This window comes from Streptomyces sp. NPDC045846 (assembly GCF_056431605.1).
In genome coordinates this window covers 447,289-462,326 of the sequence record NZ_JBWKKJ010000003.1, presented here as the reverse complement: position 1 = coordinate 462,326, position 15,038 = coordinate 447,289, and the positions used below count along the sequence as shown (strand labels likewise).

The following is a 15,038-nucleotide window of genomic DNA, read 5'->3' as shown; positions in this document are numbered from 1 at the left end:
CCGAACCGCGGCATCCGCGCCGCCAACGGTCCCTGCTTGCGAGCGCGTGCGCCCGGCGTGGGGTTTCCCCTGCTCGAACGAGCCGAGAGCTTGGGGAAGGGCGCCCTCCAGGTAGGAGACGTATGTCCAAGGGAGCCCAGCAGCCCAGGGCGATCACCGAGCCCACCGACCCGGATGTCGATCTGGCCGTGCCCGCGCAGCGCCGCGATGCGGCGCGCGGCCTGGGGCCGGTCGTCGCGGTGGTGGCGCTCGGCGGAGTGATCGGCGCCTGCGCCCGCTACGGGGCCTCCCTGCTGTGGGTCACCCGCTCCGGCTCGTTCCCCTGGACGACACTGCTCGTCAACGGGGTGGGCTGCGCCGTGATCGGGGTGTTCATGGTGGTGATCACCGATGTGTGGGCGGCGCACCGGCTGGTGCGGCCGTTCTTCGGCACCGGGGTGCTGGGAGGTTTCACCACCTTCTCCACGTACGCCGTCGACATCCAGAAGCTCATGGCCGCCGGGCGGCCGGGTACCGGCCTCGCCTATCTGGGGTTGACGCTCGTGACGGCGCTCGCGATGGTGTGGAGCGCGGTGTGGGTGACCCGTCGCGCCCTGGTGCGGAGGCAGCGATGACCAGACTGACCGGACGGGCCCTGCGCGTCACGATCTTCATCGGTGAGAGCGATCTGTGGCACCACAAGCCCGTCTACACCGAGATCGTGCACCGCGCGCACGCGGCCGGGCTCGCCGGAGCGAGCGTGTTCCGGGGGATCGAGGGCTTCGGCGCCTCCTCCCTCATCCACACCCAGCGGCTGCTCTCGCTCAGCGAGGATCTGCCCGTCGCCATCGTCATCGTGGACGACGAGCGGCGCGTGAGGGATTTCCTGCCGCAGCTCGACGAGCTCGTCGGCGAAGGCCTGGTGATGCTCGACGACTGCGAGGTCATCCGGTACGTGGGACGGGAGCGCGGCAAGTGAACTGGTTGCTCGTGGTGTTGGGAGCGGCCATCGGCGCGCCGCTGCGGTTCCTGACCGATCTGGCCGTGCAGAAGAGGCACGACAGCGTCTTCCCCTGGGGCACGTTCACCGTCAACGTCGTCGGCTGCCTGATCCTGGGCGTGCTGACCGGCGCGGTCACGGCGGGCGCCGCGTCCTCGCAGGTGCAGCTGTTCGTCGGCACCGGCCTCTGCGGCGCGCTGACCACGTACTCGACCTTCTCCTACGAGACGCTGCGGCTCGCCGAGGACGGGGCGAAGTTCTACGCGGCCGCCAACGTCGTGGTCAGCGTGGTGGCGGGGCTCGGCGCCGTCTTCATGGGCGTGGCCGTCGCCGAGGCGCTCTGGGCCTGAGGCCCGCCGCGAAACCGGCCCGGCCGGGCCGCGGTACCGGGCAACCGATCGCCGTCGTTTAACGTCTACGTGCGTGTAGACGTTCATGTTCCGCTCACCCGGCAGTCACCTGGAGTCCCGCCCGTCATCCCGTCCCGTTGCCCGCGGGGCGCGCGCTGCCGCCCGAACCACCGGAGAACAGCATCCCATGACCAGTTCCACCCCTACGACGCAGGCCCTGGACGGCGCGTCCATCGACGGCGGCCTGTACGGCGACATCACCGACTTCGCCCGGCACACGCACTGGCTGAACGGGCCGGTGTCCGCCTTCACCAGTTACGGCATCGCCCTGTTCGCGGTGTTCATGCTGGCCGGATGGTGGTCGGCCCGGCGCAAGGACGCCCCGGTGATGGCGGCGGCACTGGCCGCGCCGTTCGCGGTGGTGTTCGCGTACGTGGTCAATGACGCGATCAAGTCGGTGTTCACCGAGCCGCGCCCCTGCCGGGCGCTGCCCCACGACTTCCTCATCGAGAAGTGCCCGCCCCTGGACGACTACGCGTTCCCCAGCAACCACACGACGGTGGCCGCGGCCGCGGCCGTCGCCCTGTTCCTGGTCGACCGGCGCCTCGGCGCGGTCGCGGCGCTGGTCGCCCTCCTAATGGGCGCCTCGCGTGTCTACGTCGGCGCGCACTATCCGCATGACGTACTGGTCGCGTTCGTGGTCGGCGGCCTGGTCTCGCTGGCGGTGACCTGGTCCGCACGCCGGTACGCGGCGCCGCTCGTCACACGGCTGCGGGGCGGGGCGCTGAGGCCGCTGCTCGCCTGAGGCGGGCGCAGGGCGCGCTGCTTTCTTGGTGCGGGCGGGCGCGGACCGGTGTCAGCGGCGGGCACGAGCGCCTAGGCTCGGCGACGTGCTGCGAATCGTCGATGAACTCGCCGGGCCGGGCCCGCTGCGCATCTGCGCCCATGTGCCGGACGACGGCGCCCCGGGGACCGGACTGCGGGTACTGCTGATCGCGGACGTGCTGGCGCGCGTCGTCGAAATGCGGGGCAGGGCGGTGCTCATCGGCCGGTCCGGTCCGGACAACCCCTCCGCCTCCGCCGCCGGGATCCGGCCGGCCGACGCCGAGGGCGATCCGGCCGAACTGGCCGAGGCGCTCGGAGGCCCGCCCGGCGTCCACCTCACCAGCGGAACGTATGAGGGGCCGGGCGCGGCCTGCCTGCGGATCGGCGAGGCCCGGTTGCCGTCCCTCGAACCCGCCGATCCGCTGGCCGTACGGCTGTTGCTGCTCGGCCACGGCCACGAGGAACCGGTCTCGTTCACGGCCGACGAGGTCGGCGAAGCCGGCCGCACCCTGGCCCGGTGGCGGCACGCGGTGGCCACCTGGGCCGCGCAGCCCTCGAAGCCGGTCCCGGCCGAGCTCAAGGGCGCCGCCCGTACCGCCCTGGACAACCGGCTGGACACCTCGGCCGCCCTGCGCCTGCTGGGCGATCTGGAGAGGGACGCCGAGGTGCCGCAGGGCGCGAAGTTCGAGACCTTCGCCTACCTGGACCGCGTCCTCGGCCTCGAACTCGTCCGCGAGGTGGGGACGGTGTGAGCCCCGCGACGGGTGGGCGCACCCACGCCCACCGGCCTAGAGCCGTCAACCGGCCATCACGCAACAGTCGTTGAGGGCCTGGGCTCAGCCCTGGAAACCGCCCTCGCTCAGCGCCTTGTCGATGCGCGCGCGGTGCGCCTCCTGCCACGCGTCGAGGGACTCGGCCGCCTCCTTGGCCACCTTCCGCCGGGCGTCGAGCAGCACCTGCTCCCGGCGCCCGTGGGGAGTGACCACGACGCCTTCCTCGTCGGCCACCACGACATCGCCCGCCGCAACCCGCACCCCACCGCATCGCACCGGCTCGTTGAGCGGGGTCACCGCGGACTTGGTCCCGGGGATGGGGATGACGCCCCGGGCGAACACGGGAAAGCCCGACTCACGGACCTCGGCGAGGTCGCGGATGACGCCGTCGGCCACGAACGCAGCGATTCCTCGGCGTTGGGCGACGGCGCACACGTTTCCGCCCGCCAGCGCGTAGTCCAGATCGCCCGATTCGACGACGATGACCGAGCCGGGCTCGGCGCGATGGATGGCCGCGTGCAGCATGAGGTTGTCCCCCGCGGGGCAGCGAACAGTGAATGCGGGACCGGCGACACGCGGCATCGGAGACCACAAAGGGCGAATTCCGATATCCATGACCTGTGCGCGGCCCAGAACGTCGGCGAGAGTCGTGGGGGAAAAGCTTTTGAATTCGCTGATGTCGTTCATGTTCTTCCTTATAGGACTTGATGGGGCGTAAGAAAGGCTGTTCAAAGCGCCGGTTGTGCGGCCATGGTGGCGGGGCGCGGGCTGCCCGGCGGTCAACGCCGAAATGATTTCAGGCGATCTGATCGGCCGCCAGCAGCTCCCTGAGGGAGAGGGGATCGGTGGCGGCCGGCGCGGTGCAGGCGTGGGCGCCGGCCACCGCGCCGAGTCGGCCGCATTCCCGTGCGTCCCGGCCGCTGAGCCTGCCGTACAGGAAGCCGCTGACATACGCGTCTCCCGCCCCGTTGGTGTCCACGACGGGGGCGCGCGGCGGCGCCGCCGGGACATGGTGCGGGGTGGAGTGGCCGTCGCGGGTGAGGACGTAGGAGCCGTCGGCTCCCGCCGTCGCGACCACGGTGTCCGCGCGGCCCTCGCGCAGGATCTCCCGCATCAGAGCGGTCGTGCCCGTGCCCGCGCCCGCCGCGCTGAGGAACACGAGGTCGGAGCGGAGGGCGAACTCCCGGTGGTGTTCGGCCAGTCCGTCCCAGTCGTGCAGATCGGTGGAGACGGGCACGCCGAGCTCCAGGATGTCGTCGTAGAGGAAGCGCGCGAAGTTCGTGATCGAGAGGTGGACGTGCCGGGCCCTGCGGAGCCGGGGCAGGTAGAAGTCCGGGGGCATCCGCAGGTCGGCCGGGTCGCGTGCGTCGTAGAACGACATCCGCCGGCCCTCGGCGTCCACCAGGTTCACCGCCCGGCGGGTGCCCGCGGCTGAGATCAGCGGGGCGAAGTCCACGTCCCCCTCGGCCAGCAGCCGGCGCACCTGGGACCCGGTCCAGTCGTCACCGATGCAGTCGATCAGGCCGACCTCGAGGCCGAGTGCCCGGGCCCCGAGGGCGACGTTCGCGCCCGTGTGGCCGGGCCACTCCTCGATGGGCCCGACCTGCACCGAGTCGGCGAGCGGGACCGGCAGGGAGTCGACCCGTACGACCGTGTCCACCCCCGTGCCTCCGACCACCAGGACGTCGTACTCCGTGCTCTCCCGGATCACCGTGCCACCTCTCCGCCGCCGGTCCCGCCGCGGAGGGCGGGCTGTGAGCATGATCCCCGGCCAGGGTGTGCGGGGTCACGTGTGCCGACCCGTCGTGGGAGGCCTGAGGGGCGACAGAAGTCCCGAGTGTCCCTATTGGGGTGTTATCGGATTCGCGACCCCCGGTTTTGAAATGTCCGAATTAGGGGTTAATGGATAACACTCACCTTTTTGTGATCGACCTGCCCGGACGCCCGCTGGGCGAGTGAAGTGGGTCACGTGGGCGAGGGGCGGCCGATCGGGCTCCGGTCCGTCATTTCGGCTCGGCGGAAAGCGAGTTGAGGGCCTTCGGAGGCACGGGTGGGGCGGGTGGATTTAAGTGGATCTATATCCCGGACGGGCCCCATTGAATTCTGGCCTTGTTTCCACTCGGCATATTCGTTTACGTTCACCGTCAATCCGGAAGGAACGCCGAATCCTGCCGCCGTCCGGAGCCTCCCAGACACGTACGGCAGGAGCGGGGGACCCAGGTAAGCCGCCGATCCGCATTCCGGAACGGCTGGGGTGAAGTCGCGTGTGCCGCGACCGGACATCTCCCGTCCGAACCCGACAGCTCACCTCGTAGGCGACGGAGAGGAAAACACCATGCCTGCAAAGGGCAAGCACCGCCGCCCCAAGTCCAGCCCGCTCTCCCGTGGCCTCGCCGCGGCAGGCACGGGCGGCGCCGTCCTGGCCATTCCGGTGATCGGTGCGACCACGGCCACCGCCGCTCCGGCGTCGGTCCACTCCGCCACCACGGCGAAGGTCGCGGCGCCCACCCGCGCGGCCGCCCAGCCGATCACGGCGGTGAAGGGCGCTTCCACGAGCTACGCCGTCGTCGCCGGGGACTCGCTCTCCAAGATCGCCGACGCCCTCAACGTGAGCGGCGGCTGGAAGCAGCTGTACCAGGACAACCAGAGCGTCATCGGCGGCAACCCCGCGATGATCCACCCCGGCCTGAAGCTCACCGTCGGCGCCCCGGCCGCCCGCGACGCCTCGGCCGGCCGGGCCGACCGCTCCGCCCGCCCGGCCACCCTCACCGCGGCCAGCACGGCCGCCGCGACCAGCGCGCCCGCGTACGCCAACAACCTGGACGGCTGGATCCGGCAGTCGCTGGACATCATGGCCCAGCACGGCATCCCCGGCAGCTACGACGGCATCTACCGCAACGTCATGCGCGAGTCCTCGGGCAACCCGCTGGCCATCAACAACTGGGACTCCAACGCGGTGGCCGGAACCCCCTCCAAGGGGCTGCTCCAGGTCATCCAGCCCACGTTCCTCGCCTTCCACGTGCCGGGTACGTCCCTGGACAGCTACGACCCGGTGGCCAACATCACCGCCGCGTGCAACTACGCCGCCAAGACGTACGGCTCGATCGACAACGTCTTCGGCGCGTACTGATCCGCCCGCGGGGCCGGGCGCGCTCGGGGCGCCCGGCCCCGCCGCGCGAGCGGCCCATCCGCCGCCCGGCGCGCGGCCGTCAGCTCCGGCGGGCCAGCAGATAGGCCCGCCGGGTCTCGGCCTCCTCGGCGTACGGGGCACGCTCCATCCGCATCTCCACGGCGAACCCCGCGTCCTCCAGCGCCCGGACGACGCGCCCGGTTTCGAGGAAGCGGAACTCGATGTCCACCTCGTGGCCCCACCACTCGTCCAGGTGCCGCACCTCCGAACCGAGGTGGAACGCGACGAGGAGCAGGCCGCCGGGCCGCAGCACCCGATGCGCCTCCTCGAAGGCGCCGTGCAGCTCGGACGGCGCCAGGTGGATGACCGAGTACAGCGCGACGGCCGCGCCGAACTCCCCGTCGGCGGCGGGCAGTTCCAGCAGGTCCCCCTCGCGGAAGTCCACATCGGGGAACGTGCGGCGCCCGAGGGCGACCATGGCGCCGGACAAGTCGATGCCGACCGCCTTCACGCCCTGCCCGGCGAGCAGGGCCGCCACGTGCCCCGGCCCGCAGCCGAGGTCCGCGACCGGCGCCCCCGCCTCCGTCTGCTCGACCAGGCTCGCGAGCAGCGCCCGGTCGAGCGGCTTGCCCGTGAGCTCGTCGAGCAGCCGGGCCGCGTAGGTCTCGGCCACGGCGTCGTAGCTCCGGCGTACCAGGTCGTGGCTTCCGTGATCTCCCATGGACGAGAGCATGACATCCGCCGCACGGGGGCGATCCCCGCGGGGCGAGCGCGTGGGCCACTTCGGCCCGGGCTGACGCCGTGCCGGGCCGGAGCCCCCGGAATCTGGGCTTCACTCCCCGTGTGCGGGGTTCAAACGGGGAGCGGCGCAAATTTCGTTCACCCCCCAGGGTGAACAAATCGAAGGCTGCACGTTTCTGCATACGGGGCTGTTTCTAGGGTGGTAGTGCGTCACCCCGGGACCACGGTGACTGCCCATTACCGAGTACCTCCGCGCCCGTGGGGGTCAGTTCTGGACCGGGAGCTGTCATGGGAACCACCGCTCGGCCATCCGTCTCGGCCCCCGTGCCGCTTCCGCCGGGGCTGTTGCCGGACCGGTGCTGCAACGCGCGTACGTACCTGATGCAGGGGTTCACCGTGGTCGAGGTCCACGGCACGGTCGACCTGGCCACCGCGCCCGGCGTGCAGTTGCACCTCGACGCCGCCACCCAGCCCGCCGGCGCCAGGGTGATCGTGGACCTCCGGCCCGTGGAGTTCTTCGACTGCGCCGTCCTGACCCTGCTGAGCCGTGCCTATCGCAGGATCCGGGACCGCAAGGGGCACCTCGGCGTCGTCTGCGCCCGGCCGTGGCATCTGAGGATCCTCACGGCGGGCGGCCTCGACGCCCTGTTCCGGTCGGCCGCCACGGTGGAGGAGGCCGCGCGCGTGGCGCTGGGCGGGGGCGTCGCCGGAGACAACCGGCGCTGACAGGAGCCGAGTTGGCTCTCGGTAGTGGGGGCTGTGGCCCGCAAGCCGACCATCCCGTACGCGCGGCAGTCGAGCGCGCTGGAGCGCGAACGGCCCTCGGAGACCCGAGAGCCTGCCTGGCGCGGCGGCGACGCCCCTGGCACGTCCGGTGAACTCTGGCTGAAATCAACCGGGTTGCGGCCGCGTGGTGCTCAGCAGTCGGGTGCGGATTTCGCGTCCTGTCAACGGGCCGCGCGGCACGGCGACAGAAGGAACCTCTCGTACCCGAAAGAGGCCGACGGGTGCGCGGAATTCCGGGCGGTGCGGGCGTATCGTCGCTCGGGTGACTGCGACGAGAAAGATCATCCATTCCGTGTCGGTCTCTCTCGACGGCTTCTTCGCGGGGCCCGAAGGGCACATCGACTGGCACCTGGTCGACGACGAGCTGCATCGGCACTTCAACGAACAGCTCGCCACCATGGGCGCTTTCCTGGAGGGGCGCGTCACCCATGAGCTCATGGCCGCGTACTGGCCGACCGCCGACGCGGATCCCGCGGCCCCTGCCGTGGTCGCCGAATTCGCCCGCATCTGGCGGGAGATGCCGAAGATCGTGTTCTCCCGGACCCTGGAGAAGGCCGAATGGAACGCGACGGTCCGGCACGAGGTCGACGTCGCCGAGATCGAGGCGCTCAAGGCGCGGCCCGGCGGGGACCTCGCGCTCGGCAGCGCCGATCTCGCCGCCACATTCAGGCGGCACGACCTGATCGACGAATACCACCTCTACATTCATCCCGTCCTCCTCGGCACGGGCAGGCGCCTCTTCGCGGTGCCCACCGGCATGCACAAGGTGCGCGTCGTCGAAACCCGTACGTTCGGCAACGGAGTCGTCCTGTTGCGCTATGCGCGGGACAGGATCGCGGCGTAACCGGTAATGCCGGTCGATTCGCAGCGGAGGGACGAGGAGCATGGAACAGGATCTGGCCCGGCAATGGCTGGCGACGGCCGTCGAGGAAGCCCGGGCGGGCCTCGCCGAGAACGGTATTCCGATCGGTGCGGCGCTCTACGCCGCCGACGGCACGGTGCTCGGCCGGGGACACAATCTGCGGGTGCAGGAGGGGGACCCGTCCCTGCACGCCGAGACGGCGGCATTCCGTGCCGCGGGACGACAGCGTTCCTATCGGGGCACGACGATGGTGACCACGCTGTCGCCGTGCTGGTATTGCAGCGGCCTGGTGCGGCAGTTCGGCATCTCCCGCGTGGTCGTGGGGGAGGACAGGACGTTCTGCGGCGGGCAGGAATGGCTGGCCCGGCACGGGGTGGAGATCGTGGTGCTCGACGACCCGGAATGCGTTTCGATCATGCGGGAATTCATCGCGGAGTATCCCGCCTTGTGGAACGAGGACATCGGGAAGTGACCATGGTCGGGACCGCGACGCAAACAGCCGTGGCTCTTGCCCGAGCCGTCAATCCGGTGTGCCTGTCCGGTCGTTGAGGTGGGGGGCCAGCTCGTGGAGATGGCCGATCGTGGTGACGGCCGCGGGCAGGTCCGTCGGGCGGGGCCCTGAGGTGATGAGGGCCGCGGACATGCCGTACGCCGCGGGGCCGAGGGCGTCGGCCCATGGGTTGTCGCCCACGAACAGGATGTCCTCGGGCGGGCGGCCCGCCGCCCGGGTCACCGCGGCGTAGAAGCGAGGATCGGGCTTGCGGACGCCCAGGGTGCCGGACAGCACCAGCGCGTCGAAGCAGTCCCCGATCCCGGCGGCCCGCAGGGTCCGTCGGCGCACCGGCACCGGGCGGTCCGTGTTGGCGGCCAGCACGCAGGTGAGGCCGCTCGCGTGCAGCTCCCGCAGGGCCGCGGCGGCCAAGGGGTCGACTGTCGCGTCCGGCGTCGCCGTGAACACCGCCGCGACCGCGCTCCGCAGGTCGGGGATGCGCGCGCCGCAGTCCCGCGCGGCGCGGTGCAGCCGGGCGGTGAAGGTGCTGGGCACACCCCGTGCGGCGTCGGTGCGGCGCGCGCGGCGCGTGACGGTGTCGAACCGGGCGGGGAAGTCCTCGGGCACCACCGCCCCCGGCAGACTTCGCAGGACCTCCCCGACCAACTGGCCGTCCGGGGCCGGTCCGTGGCCCGCCAGGGTGCCGACGAAATCCAGCGCCAGTACGCGCACCCGCGCCATGCGAGCGCCCCCTTTCCCGTGCTTCCCCTCACCCTACGGAGCGGTTTCCTGGATATGGGTGCGCGCCCCGCGCGGGTTGACGGGCCCGTTGGGCCGAGCCGCTCAGGGGCCGGGGACCGCGACCCGGTTTCCGTTCGTGGCGAGCGGGATGGGAATCGTGCGGGATTCGACGGCACTCCGTCCGCCGCCCAAGGGTTTCTGGTCGGTGTTCACATTCAGTGAGACGCCCTGACCCCCGCTGAACGTACCGCTCGCGAAGGCATTCACCCCGTCGGCGACGATCTCGTATCCGGGGGTGTCGATGATCTGGTGCTGTCGGCAGTCCCGGAACACCTGCTCCACGGGCACGAACCACAGCCAGTGACGGCTCCCGTCCTGGTTGAGATCGACCTTCTCGTTGAACCAGATCGCGACGTTTCCCCGCAGCCCGACCGTCGCCGTCCAGTCGATGTCGTACTTCTGCGTGCCGACCACCAAGGTCGCCTCGACCAGCGACTTGGGCGGTATCCGCAGCGGGAGATCGACGCTCCACGTCTGCGTCTGCTTGTGCGTGAACTCCTGCGTCGAGGACAGGCTCGCCTCGATCGACGTGGTCTCGCTGACCTTGGCGACGGCCGGAATCTCGGCCGACACCTCCACGGTGACGCCGATCTTCAGGGATTCCGTGACGGATATCCGCAGATCCTGCTCGGTCGTCCTGCTCTGCCTATAGGTGACGGTCTGCTCGACCTCCGTTCCGTTGCGGTAGTTCGTGGCCACTGAACTGACCTGTCCGGGAACGGGAGAAGGGGCATTCGCGTCGTACCTGATGTCCTGGTACTTCGCGCCGACCTGATGGCGGTGGTAGTCGGCGAGAAAGCTCTGCTTCCCGTAATCCGTGGAGGCGGTGAAGCGGCATCCGTTCGACGCGGGGAACCGCTCGCGAGCCATCCACTGCCCCCAGGCATCGGTAATCTCCTGAAGGGGACGGGCCGATGTTCTGGTGCCCGCCCGACGGGGTGCGGCCTGCGCCGCCGTGAGAGACAGGGGAATGGCCGAGGCCACTCCCACGGCGGGGGCCAGAGTGAGCAGACGCCGTCTGGAGACATGACTCATCAGCACGGAAGCCCTTCGGTCGGTGGGGTATGAAACTGGCCAACTTCACCAACTTCCCTGGGGTGCCATGCAATCCACCGGCGCCCGCCGCCGCATAGGGGCTTTGGTCCCGACCCCGCGTCGAACCCGGCCGTGAAATGGGTGTCAGCATGTATGGACGTGACCCCTACCGATTGCGGAGACTTCCGGGACCAGCGTGTTCACCTCAGGCAGGCGGCTCTGTGCCCCGGCATCCCATGGAGGGCAGGCAGTTCACGGAGCAATGAGAGGACCGGCGATGTCGCTGTTCTGGCGCATCTTTCTGCTGAACGCGGCGGTGGTCGTGGTGGCGATGGCGCTGTTGCTGGGGCCGTATGTGACGGTGTCGAAACATGTGCGGCTCGGTGAGGCCGAGGTGGTGGTCTCCGGGGCCGCCGCGATGCTGGTGGTCAACGCCCTCCTCGTCCGGTTCCTGGGGCTCGCTCCTCTCAACCGACTCTCGCAGGCCATGACGACGGCGGATCTGACCCGCCGCGAGGCCCGCCCGGCCGTGGTCGGCACGGGGGAGGTCGCCGAGCTGACCCGGACGTTCCACTCCATGCTCGACCGGCTCGAATCCGAGCGCGCCGCCAGCAGCGCCCGCATCCTGGGCGCCCAGGAGGCCGAACGCCAGCGGGTGGCACGGGAGTTGCACGACGAGGTGGGGCAGACCCTCACCGCCGTACTGCTCCAGCTGAAACACGCCGCCGACCGGGCGCCCGCCGCCCTGAGTGACGAGCTCCGACTCGCGCAGGAGACGACGCGTGGCAGCCTGGACGAGATCCGGCGCATAGCCAGAGCCCTGCGGCCCGGCCTGCTCGAAGAGCTCGGCCTCGGCAGCGCTCTGCGCGCCCTGGCGGCCGAGTTCACCCTGCCGGGGCTGACCGTCCGCCACCGCATCGACCGGGGCCTGCCGCCGCTGGACCCCGAGAGCGAGCTCGTCCTGTACCGGATCGCCCAGGAAGCCCTCACCAACCTGGCCCGCCACTCGGGCGCCACCCAGGCCGAACTGCGGCTGCGCCCCGGCGCCGAGGGGCGGGTCGAGCTGCTGATCAGCGACAACGGCAAGGGCCTCGGCCAGGCTCCGGAGGGCAACGGCATGCGCGGCATGCGCGAGCGCGCCCTGCTGACGGGCGCGGAGCTGTCCTTCGCATCGGGACCGTACGGCGGCACCGAAGTGCGCCTCGTCATCGCCACCCTGGCAGGGAGGCCCGCATGACGACACCGGACCAGACCCGCATCCTGCTCGCCGACGACCACGCGCTGGTGCGCCGCGGCATCCGGCTCATCCTCGACAGCGAGCCCGGCCTCACCGTCGTCGCCGAGGCCGACAATGGGGCCGAAGCCGTCTCCCGGGCTCGGGACACACCGGTGGACCTGGCCATCCTCGACATAGCGATGCCGCGCCGCACCGGTCTCCAGGCGGCCCGCGAACTGTCCCGGTCCCAGCCCGGCCTACGCATCCTGATCCTGACGATGTATCACAACGAGCAGTACTTCTTCGAGGCGCTCAAGGCCGGGGCCTGCGGCTACGTCCTCAAGACGGTGGCCGACCGCGACCTCGTCCTGGCCTGCCGGGCCGCCATGCGCGACGAGCCGTTCCTGTACCCCGGCGCCGAGAACACCCTGATCCGCGAGTATCTGGAGCGCCTGCGCCAGGGGCGGCCGCTCCCCGACCGGACGATCACGGAGCGCGAGGAGGAGATCCTCAAACTCGTGGCCGAGGGGTACTCGTCGAAGGACATTGGTGAGCTCCTCGTCATCAGCAGCAAGACCGTGGAGCGCCACCGCGCCAACCTGCTGCACAAGCTCGGCCTGCGCGACCGCCTCGAACTGACCCGGTACGCCATCAGAGCCGACCTCATCGAGCCGTAGCCGACGACGTGCCGGACCCGCGATCCGCAGCTGAACGACCCCCGCACCTTGCTCCAGGAGCCACCGGTGGCCACACAAGAACGTGCCGTACGCACCCGCAACGCCCTCATCCACTCCGCGGCCGAAGCCTTCGAGCGGCACGGATACGCGCTGGCGAAACTGGCGGACATCAGCGCCGGCGCCGGTGTGAGCGTGGGGGCCCTGCACTTCCACTTCGAGAGCAAGGCCGCGGTGGCGACGAGTGTGGAGATGGCGGCGGCCGCGCGGCTGCGCCGGGCCGCCGAAAGCGCCCAACGGCCGGGCATGAACGCCCTTCAGCGCCTCACCGGCACCTCCTTCGCCCTCGCCGACCAGTTGCGCAGCGACGTCGTGTCCCGCGCCGGGCTGAGGCTGAGCAGCGAGGGGGTCCCCGAGAGCGGGCTCGACCTGCGCCGCGAATGGAAGGCCTTCGTGCGGCGGGAGCTCGCGGAGGCGTCCCACCAGGACCTCCTCGACGAGCCCGTCGAGCGGACCGACATGGCGGACCTGATCGTCGCGGCCACCACGGGCTTCGAGCTGCTGTCGCGCCGCGACCCCGCCTGGGGCGCGCCGCCCCTGCTCAACACCTTCTGGAGCCTGATCCTGCCCAAGGCGCCGCGGCCCTGACTCCGAGGCCCGTTCCCGCATGACCGATTCACGCGGGTGTCCCGGGGAGTACTGGGACTCTTGGGCGCGGAGGGGTCCGGCGCACGTAGAGGTGCGCCCCCGGCGAGGAGAGGAACGGACACATGCGCGAGAGGCACGGCGCCCGATGGGCGGTGCTGGCCGGTGCGACGGCGCTGGCTGCGACCCTGGGGGTGCTGCCCGCGGCGGCGGCCACGCCGGACCAGGACGGCTCCCAACAGGCACGGGTGCAGGCGTACTTGGAGCGCATATCCCACTCCCCGAGCGAGCTCCACCGCTTCATGGCGGAGCTGCCCAAGGGCGCCGATCTGCACCACCACCTGGCCGGCGCGGTGCGCGCCGAATCACTGATCGGCTACGCGGCCCGCGACGGCAAGTGCATCGACACCACGACGTACGTCGTCACGGCCGGGCCCCGGACCTGCTCGGTCGGACAGCGCCCGGCAGGGGACGCGGTGGCGCCGGGTCCGTTCCGGCGGCAGGTGGTCCGGGCCTGGTCGATGCAGGGGTTCGTCCTGCCGCCCGACGGTGATCCCCAGCCCGGTCACGACCACTTCTTCGACACGTTCGGCAAGTTCGACGAGGCCGAGCGCGGCCACGACGCCGACATGCTCGCCGAAGTCACCCGCGCCGCCGCGAAGGAGCACAGCGGCTATCTGGAGACGCTCACCACCCCGCAGGCGGGCGCCCTGAACCAGCTCGTCGACCGCATCCTGCCGAAGGACCCCGGCCCCGACGACTTCGCGCGGTTCCACTCCGTGCTGACGGCGGACCCGCGGTTCGGGGCGCTGGTCCGGCAGGCGGCCGCCGACACCGACCGCGCCGTGCGCGACTACCGCACGCTGCTCGGCTGCGACACCCGCACCGCCCCGGAGGCCTGCCGGGTCGCCGTCCGCTTCGACTACCAGGTCCTGCGCGCCCAGGAACCGCGTTACGTCTTCGCCCAGCAGATCCTCGGTTTCGAACTCGTACACCAGCGGCTCGGCCGGTTCGTCGGCGTGAACATGGTGCAGCCCGAGGACGCGCCCGTCGCGCTGCGCGACTACACCCTGCACATGAGGATGGTCCGTTTCCTCAAGTCGCTCTCGCCCGACGTGCGGATCAGCCTGCACGCCGGTGAACTCGTCGAGGGCCTCAACGGAGTCGGCGGCCGCGACCTGACCTTCCACATCAACGAGGCCGTCGACCTGGCCGGAGCCGACCGGATCGGGCACGGCGTCGACCTCGCCCACGAGAAGAACCCCCGGGCGCTGGTCGCGCGGATGCGCGAGCGCCATGTCCTCGTGGAGGCGCCCCTGATCAGCAACGCCCAGATTCTCCGGGTCAGCGGCGACCGGCACCCGCTGCGCACCTACCTCGACGCGGGCGTCCCGGTGGCCCTGGCCACCGACGACCCGGGCGTCAGCCGCACCGACCTGACCGCCGTCTTCCAACAGGCCGTCACCGACCAGGGGTTGACCGTCGCGCAGCTGCGCACCCTGGCCCGCGCCTCCCTGGACCACGCCTTCGTCGAGGGCGCGAACCTGTGGAAGGAACAGGACCGTTACGGCGCCTACGCCGAGCCGTGCCGCAACGACACCCCCGCCACCCACCGGCCGCCGAGCGCCGCCTGTCGCACCTTCCTCGCCGACAGCCCCAAGGCGGCGCTCCAGTGGAAACTGGAGGCCGACTGGCGGGACTTCGACAACCGGTACGCCCGTCGCTGACCCG

18 protein-coding genes and 1 riboswitch are annotated in these 15,038 nt (G+C 71.0%); of the genes, 13 read left to right on the top strand and 5 right to left on the bottom strand.

Going from position 1 to position 15,038, the window contains the following annotated elements; genetic code table 11:
• The first annotated feature begins 122 nt into the window (after positions 1–122).
• The 5 genes from crcB (AC07F3_RS11125) to AC07F3_RS11105 all read left to right on the top strand — a co-directional run bounded on the left by crcB (AC07F3_RS11125) (position 123) and on the right by AC07F3_RS11105 (position 2,906).
• Positions 123–614 (top strand): fluoride efflux transporter CrcB, encoded by a 492-nt coding sequence (gene crcB, locus AC07F3_RS11125; protein ID WP_479112680.1) that lies wholly within the window; start codon positions 123–125, stop codon positions 612–614.
• Positions 611–958 (top strand): DUF190 domain-containing protein, encoded by a 348-nt coding sequence (locus tag AC07F3_RS11120; protein ID WP_479112678.1) that lies wholly within the window; start codon positions 611–613, stop codon positions 956–958. The genes crcB (AC07F3_RS11125) and AC07F3_RS11120 overlap by 4 nt, the downstream gene beginning before the upstream one ends.
• The gene (crcB, locus tag AC07F3_RS11115) at positions 955–1,329 is read left to right on the top strand and encodes a fluoride efflux transporter CrcB (protein ID WP_479112676.1); all 375 of its coding nucleotides are present in this window, start codon (positions 955–957) and stop codon (positions 1,327–1,329) included. Before AC07F3_RS11120 ends, crcB (AC07F3_RS11115) begins: the two co-directional genes overlap by 4 nt.
• 187 nt (positions 1,330–1,516) lie before the next feature.
• Positions 1,517–2,134, top strand: a complete 618-nt coding sequence (locus tag AC07F3_RS11110) for a phosphatase PAP2 family protein (RefSeq protein ID WP_479112674.1) — start codon at positions 1,517–1,519, stop codon at positions 2,132–2,134.
• A gap of 85 nt (positions 2,135–2,219) precedes the next feature.
• On the top strand, positions 2,220–2,906 hold the full coding sequence (locus tag AC07F3_RS11105) for a hypothetical protein (RefSeq protein ID WP_479112672.1): 687 nt from the start codon (positions 2,220–2,222) through the stop codon (positions 2,904–2,906).
• An 84-nt stretch (positions 2,907–2,990) separates the two neighbouring features.
• Here the strand turns inward: AC07F3_RS11105 and AC07F3_RS11100 are convergent, their stop codons facing one another.
• Positions 2,991–3,614 carry an RraA family protein gene (locus AC07F3_RS11100; protein WP_479112670.1) on the bottom strand — a complete coding sequence of 208 codons (624 nt, stop codon included), beginning with the start codon at positions 3,612–3,614 and terminating at the stop codon, positions 2,991–2,993.
• A gap of 109 nt (positions 3,615–3,723) precedes the next feature.
• Positions 3,724–4,638 carry a carbohydrate kinase family protein gene (locus tag AC07F3_RS11095; protein ID WP_479112668.1) on the bottom strand — a complete coding sequence of 305 codons (915 nt, stop codon included), beginning with the start codon at positions 4,636–4,638 and terminating at the stop codon, positions 3,724–3,726.
• A gap of 438 nt (positions 4,639–5,076) precedes the next feature.
• A riboswitch (cyclic di-AMP (ydaO/yuaA leader) is annotated at positions 5,077–5,260 on the top strand.
• A gap of 2 nt (positions 5,261–5,262) precedes the next feature.
• Between AC07F3_RS11095 and AC07F3_RS11090 the strand changes: the two genes are divergently transcribed.
• Positions 5,263–6,057 carry a transglycosylase SLT domain-containing protein gene (locus AC07F3_RS11090; protein ID WP_479112666.1) on the top strand — a complete coding sequence of 265 codons (795 nt, stop codon included), beginning with the start codon at positions 5,263–5,265 and terminating at the stop codon, positions 6,055–6,057.
• 79 nt (positions 6,058–6,136) lie between these two features.
• On the opposite strand, the gene AC07F3_RS11085 is transcribed toward AC07F3_RS11090, so the two are convergent.
• Positions 6,137–6,778 carry a class I SAM-dependent methyltransferase gene (locus tag AC07F3_RS11085; protein ID WP_479112664.1) on the bottom strand — a complete coding sequence of 214 codons (642 nt, stop codon included), beginning with the start codon at positions 6,776–6,778 and terminating at the stop codon, positions 6,137–6,139.
• 308 nt (positions 6,779–7,086) lie between these two features.
• Between AC07F3_RS11085 and AC07F3_RS11080 the strand changes: the two genes are divergently transcribed.
• From AC07F3_RS11080 to AC07F3_RS11070, 3 genes are all read left to right on the top strand, one after another.
• Positions 7,087–7,524, top strand: coding sequence for an anti-sigma factor antagonist (locus AC07F3_RS11080; RefSeq protein ID WP_479112662.1), 438 nt, complete (start codon positions 7,087–7,089; stop codon positions 7,522–7,524).
• Between the two features lie 322 nt (positions 7,525–7,846).
• Positions 7,847–8,428: a dihydrofolate reductase family protein gene (locus tag AC07F3_RS11075; RefSeq protein ID WP_479112660.1), complete on the top strand. Its 582-nt coding sequence runs from the start codon at positions 7,847–7,849 to the stop codon at positions 8,426–8,428.
• A gap of 40 nt (positions 8,429–8,468) precedes the next feature.
• Positions 8,469–8,918, top strand: coding sequence for a nucleoside deaminase (locus AC07F3_RS11070; RefSeq protein WP_479112658.1), 450 nt, complete (start codon positions 8,469–8,471; stop codon positions 8,916–8,918).
• A 48-nt stretch (positions 8,919–8,966) separates the two neighbouring features.
• Here the strand turns inward: AC07F3_RS11070 and AC07F3_RS11065 are convergent, their stop codons facing one another.
• Both AC07F3_RS11065 and AC07F3_RS11060 read right to left on the bottom strand, forming a co-directional pair.
• A complete protein-coding gene (locus tag AC07F3_RS11065) occupies positions 8,967–9,677 on the bottom strand; it encodes an HAD family hydrolase (protein ID WP_479112656.1) in 711 nt (236 codons plus the stop codon).
• 102 nt (positions 9,678–9,779) lie between these two features.
• Positions 9,780–10,607 (bottom strand): ETX/MTX2 family pore-forming toxin, encoded by an 828-nt coding sequence (locus AC07F3_RS11060; RefSeq protein ID WP_479112654.1) that lies wholly within the window; start codon positions 10,605–10,607, stop codon positions 9,780–9,782.
• A 442-nt stretch (positions 10,608–11,049) separates the two neighbouring features.
• Between AC07F3_RS11060 and AC07F3_RS11055 the strand changes: the two genes are divergently transcribed.
• From AC07F3_RS11055 to AC07F3_RS11040, 4 genes are all read left to right on the top strand, one after another.
• A complete protein-coding gene (locus AC07F3_RS11055; protein ID WP_479112652.1) occupies positions 11,050–12,009 on the top strand; it encodes a HAMP domain-containing sensor histidine kinase in 960 nt (319 codons plus the stop codon).
• Positions 12,006–12,665 (top strand): response regulator, encoded by a 660-nt coding sequence (locus AC07F3_RS11050; RefSeq protein WP_479112650.1) that lies wholly within the window; start codon positions 12,006–12,008, stop codon positions 12,663–12,665. The genes AC07F3_RS11055 and AC07F3_RS11050 overlap by 4 nt, the downstream gene beginning before the upstream one ends.
• A gap of 66 nt (positions 12,666–12,731) precedes the next feature.
• Positions 12,732–13,310 carry a ScbR family autoregulator-binding transcription factor gene (locus AC07F3_RS11045; protein WP_479112648.1) on the top strand — a complete coding sequence of 193 codons (579 nt, stop codon included), beginning with the start codon at positions 12,732–12,734 and terminating at the stop codon, positions 13,308–13,310.
• Between the two features lie 122 nt (positions 13,311–13,432).
• Positions 13,433–15,034, top strand: coding sequence for an adenosine deaminase family protein (locus tag AC07F3_RS11040; protein ID WP_479112646.1), 1,602 nt, complete (start codon positions 13,433–13,435; stop codon positions 15,032–15,034).
• Positions 15,035–15,038: the final 4 nt, after the last annotated feature.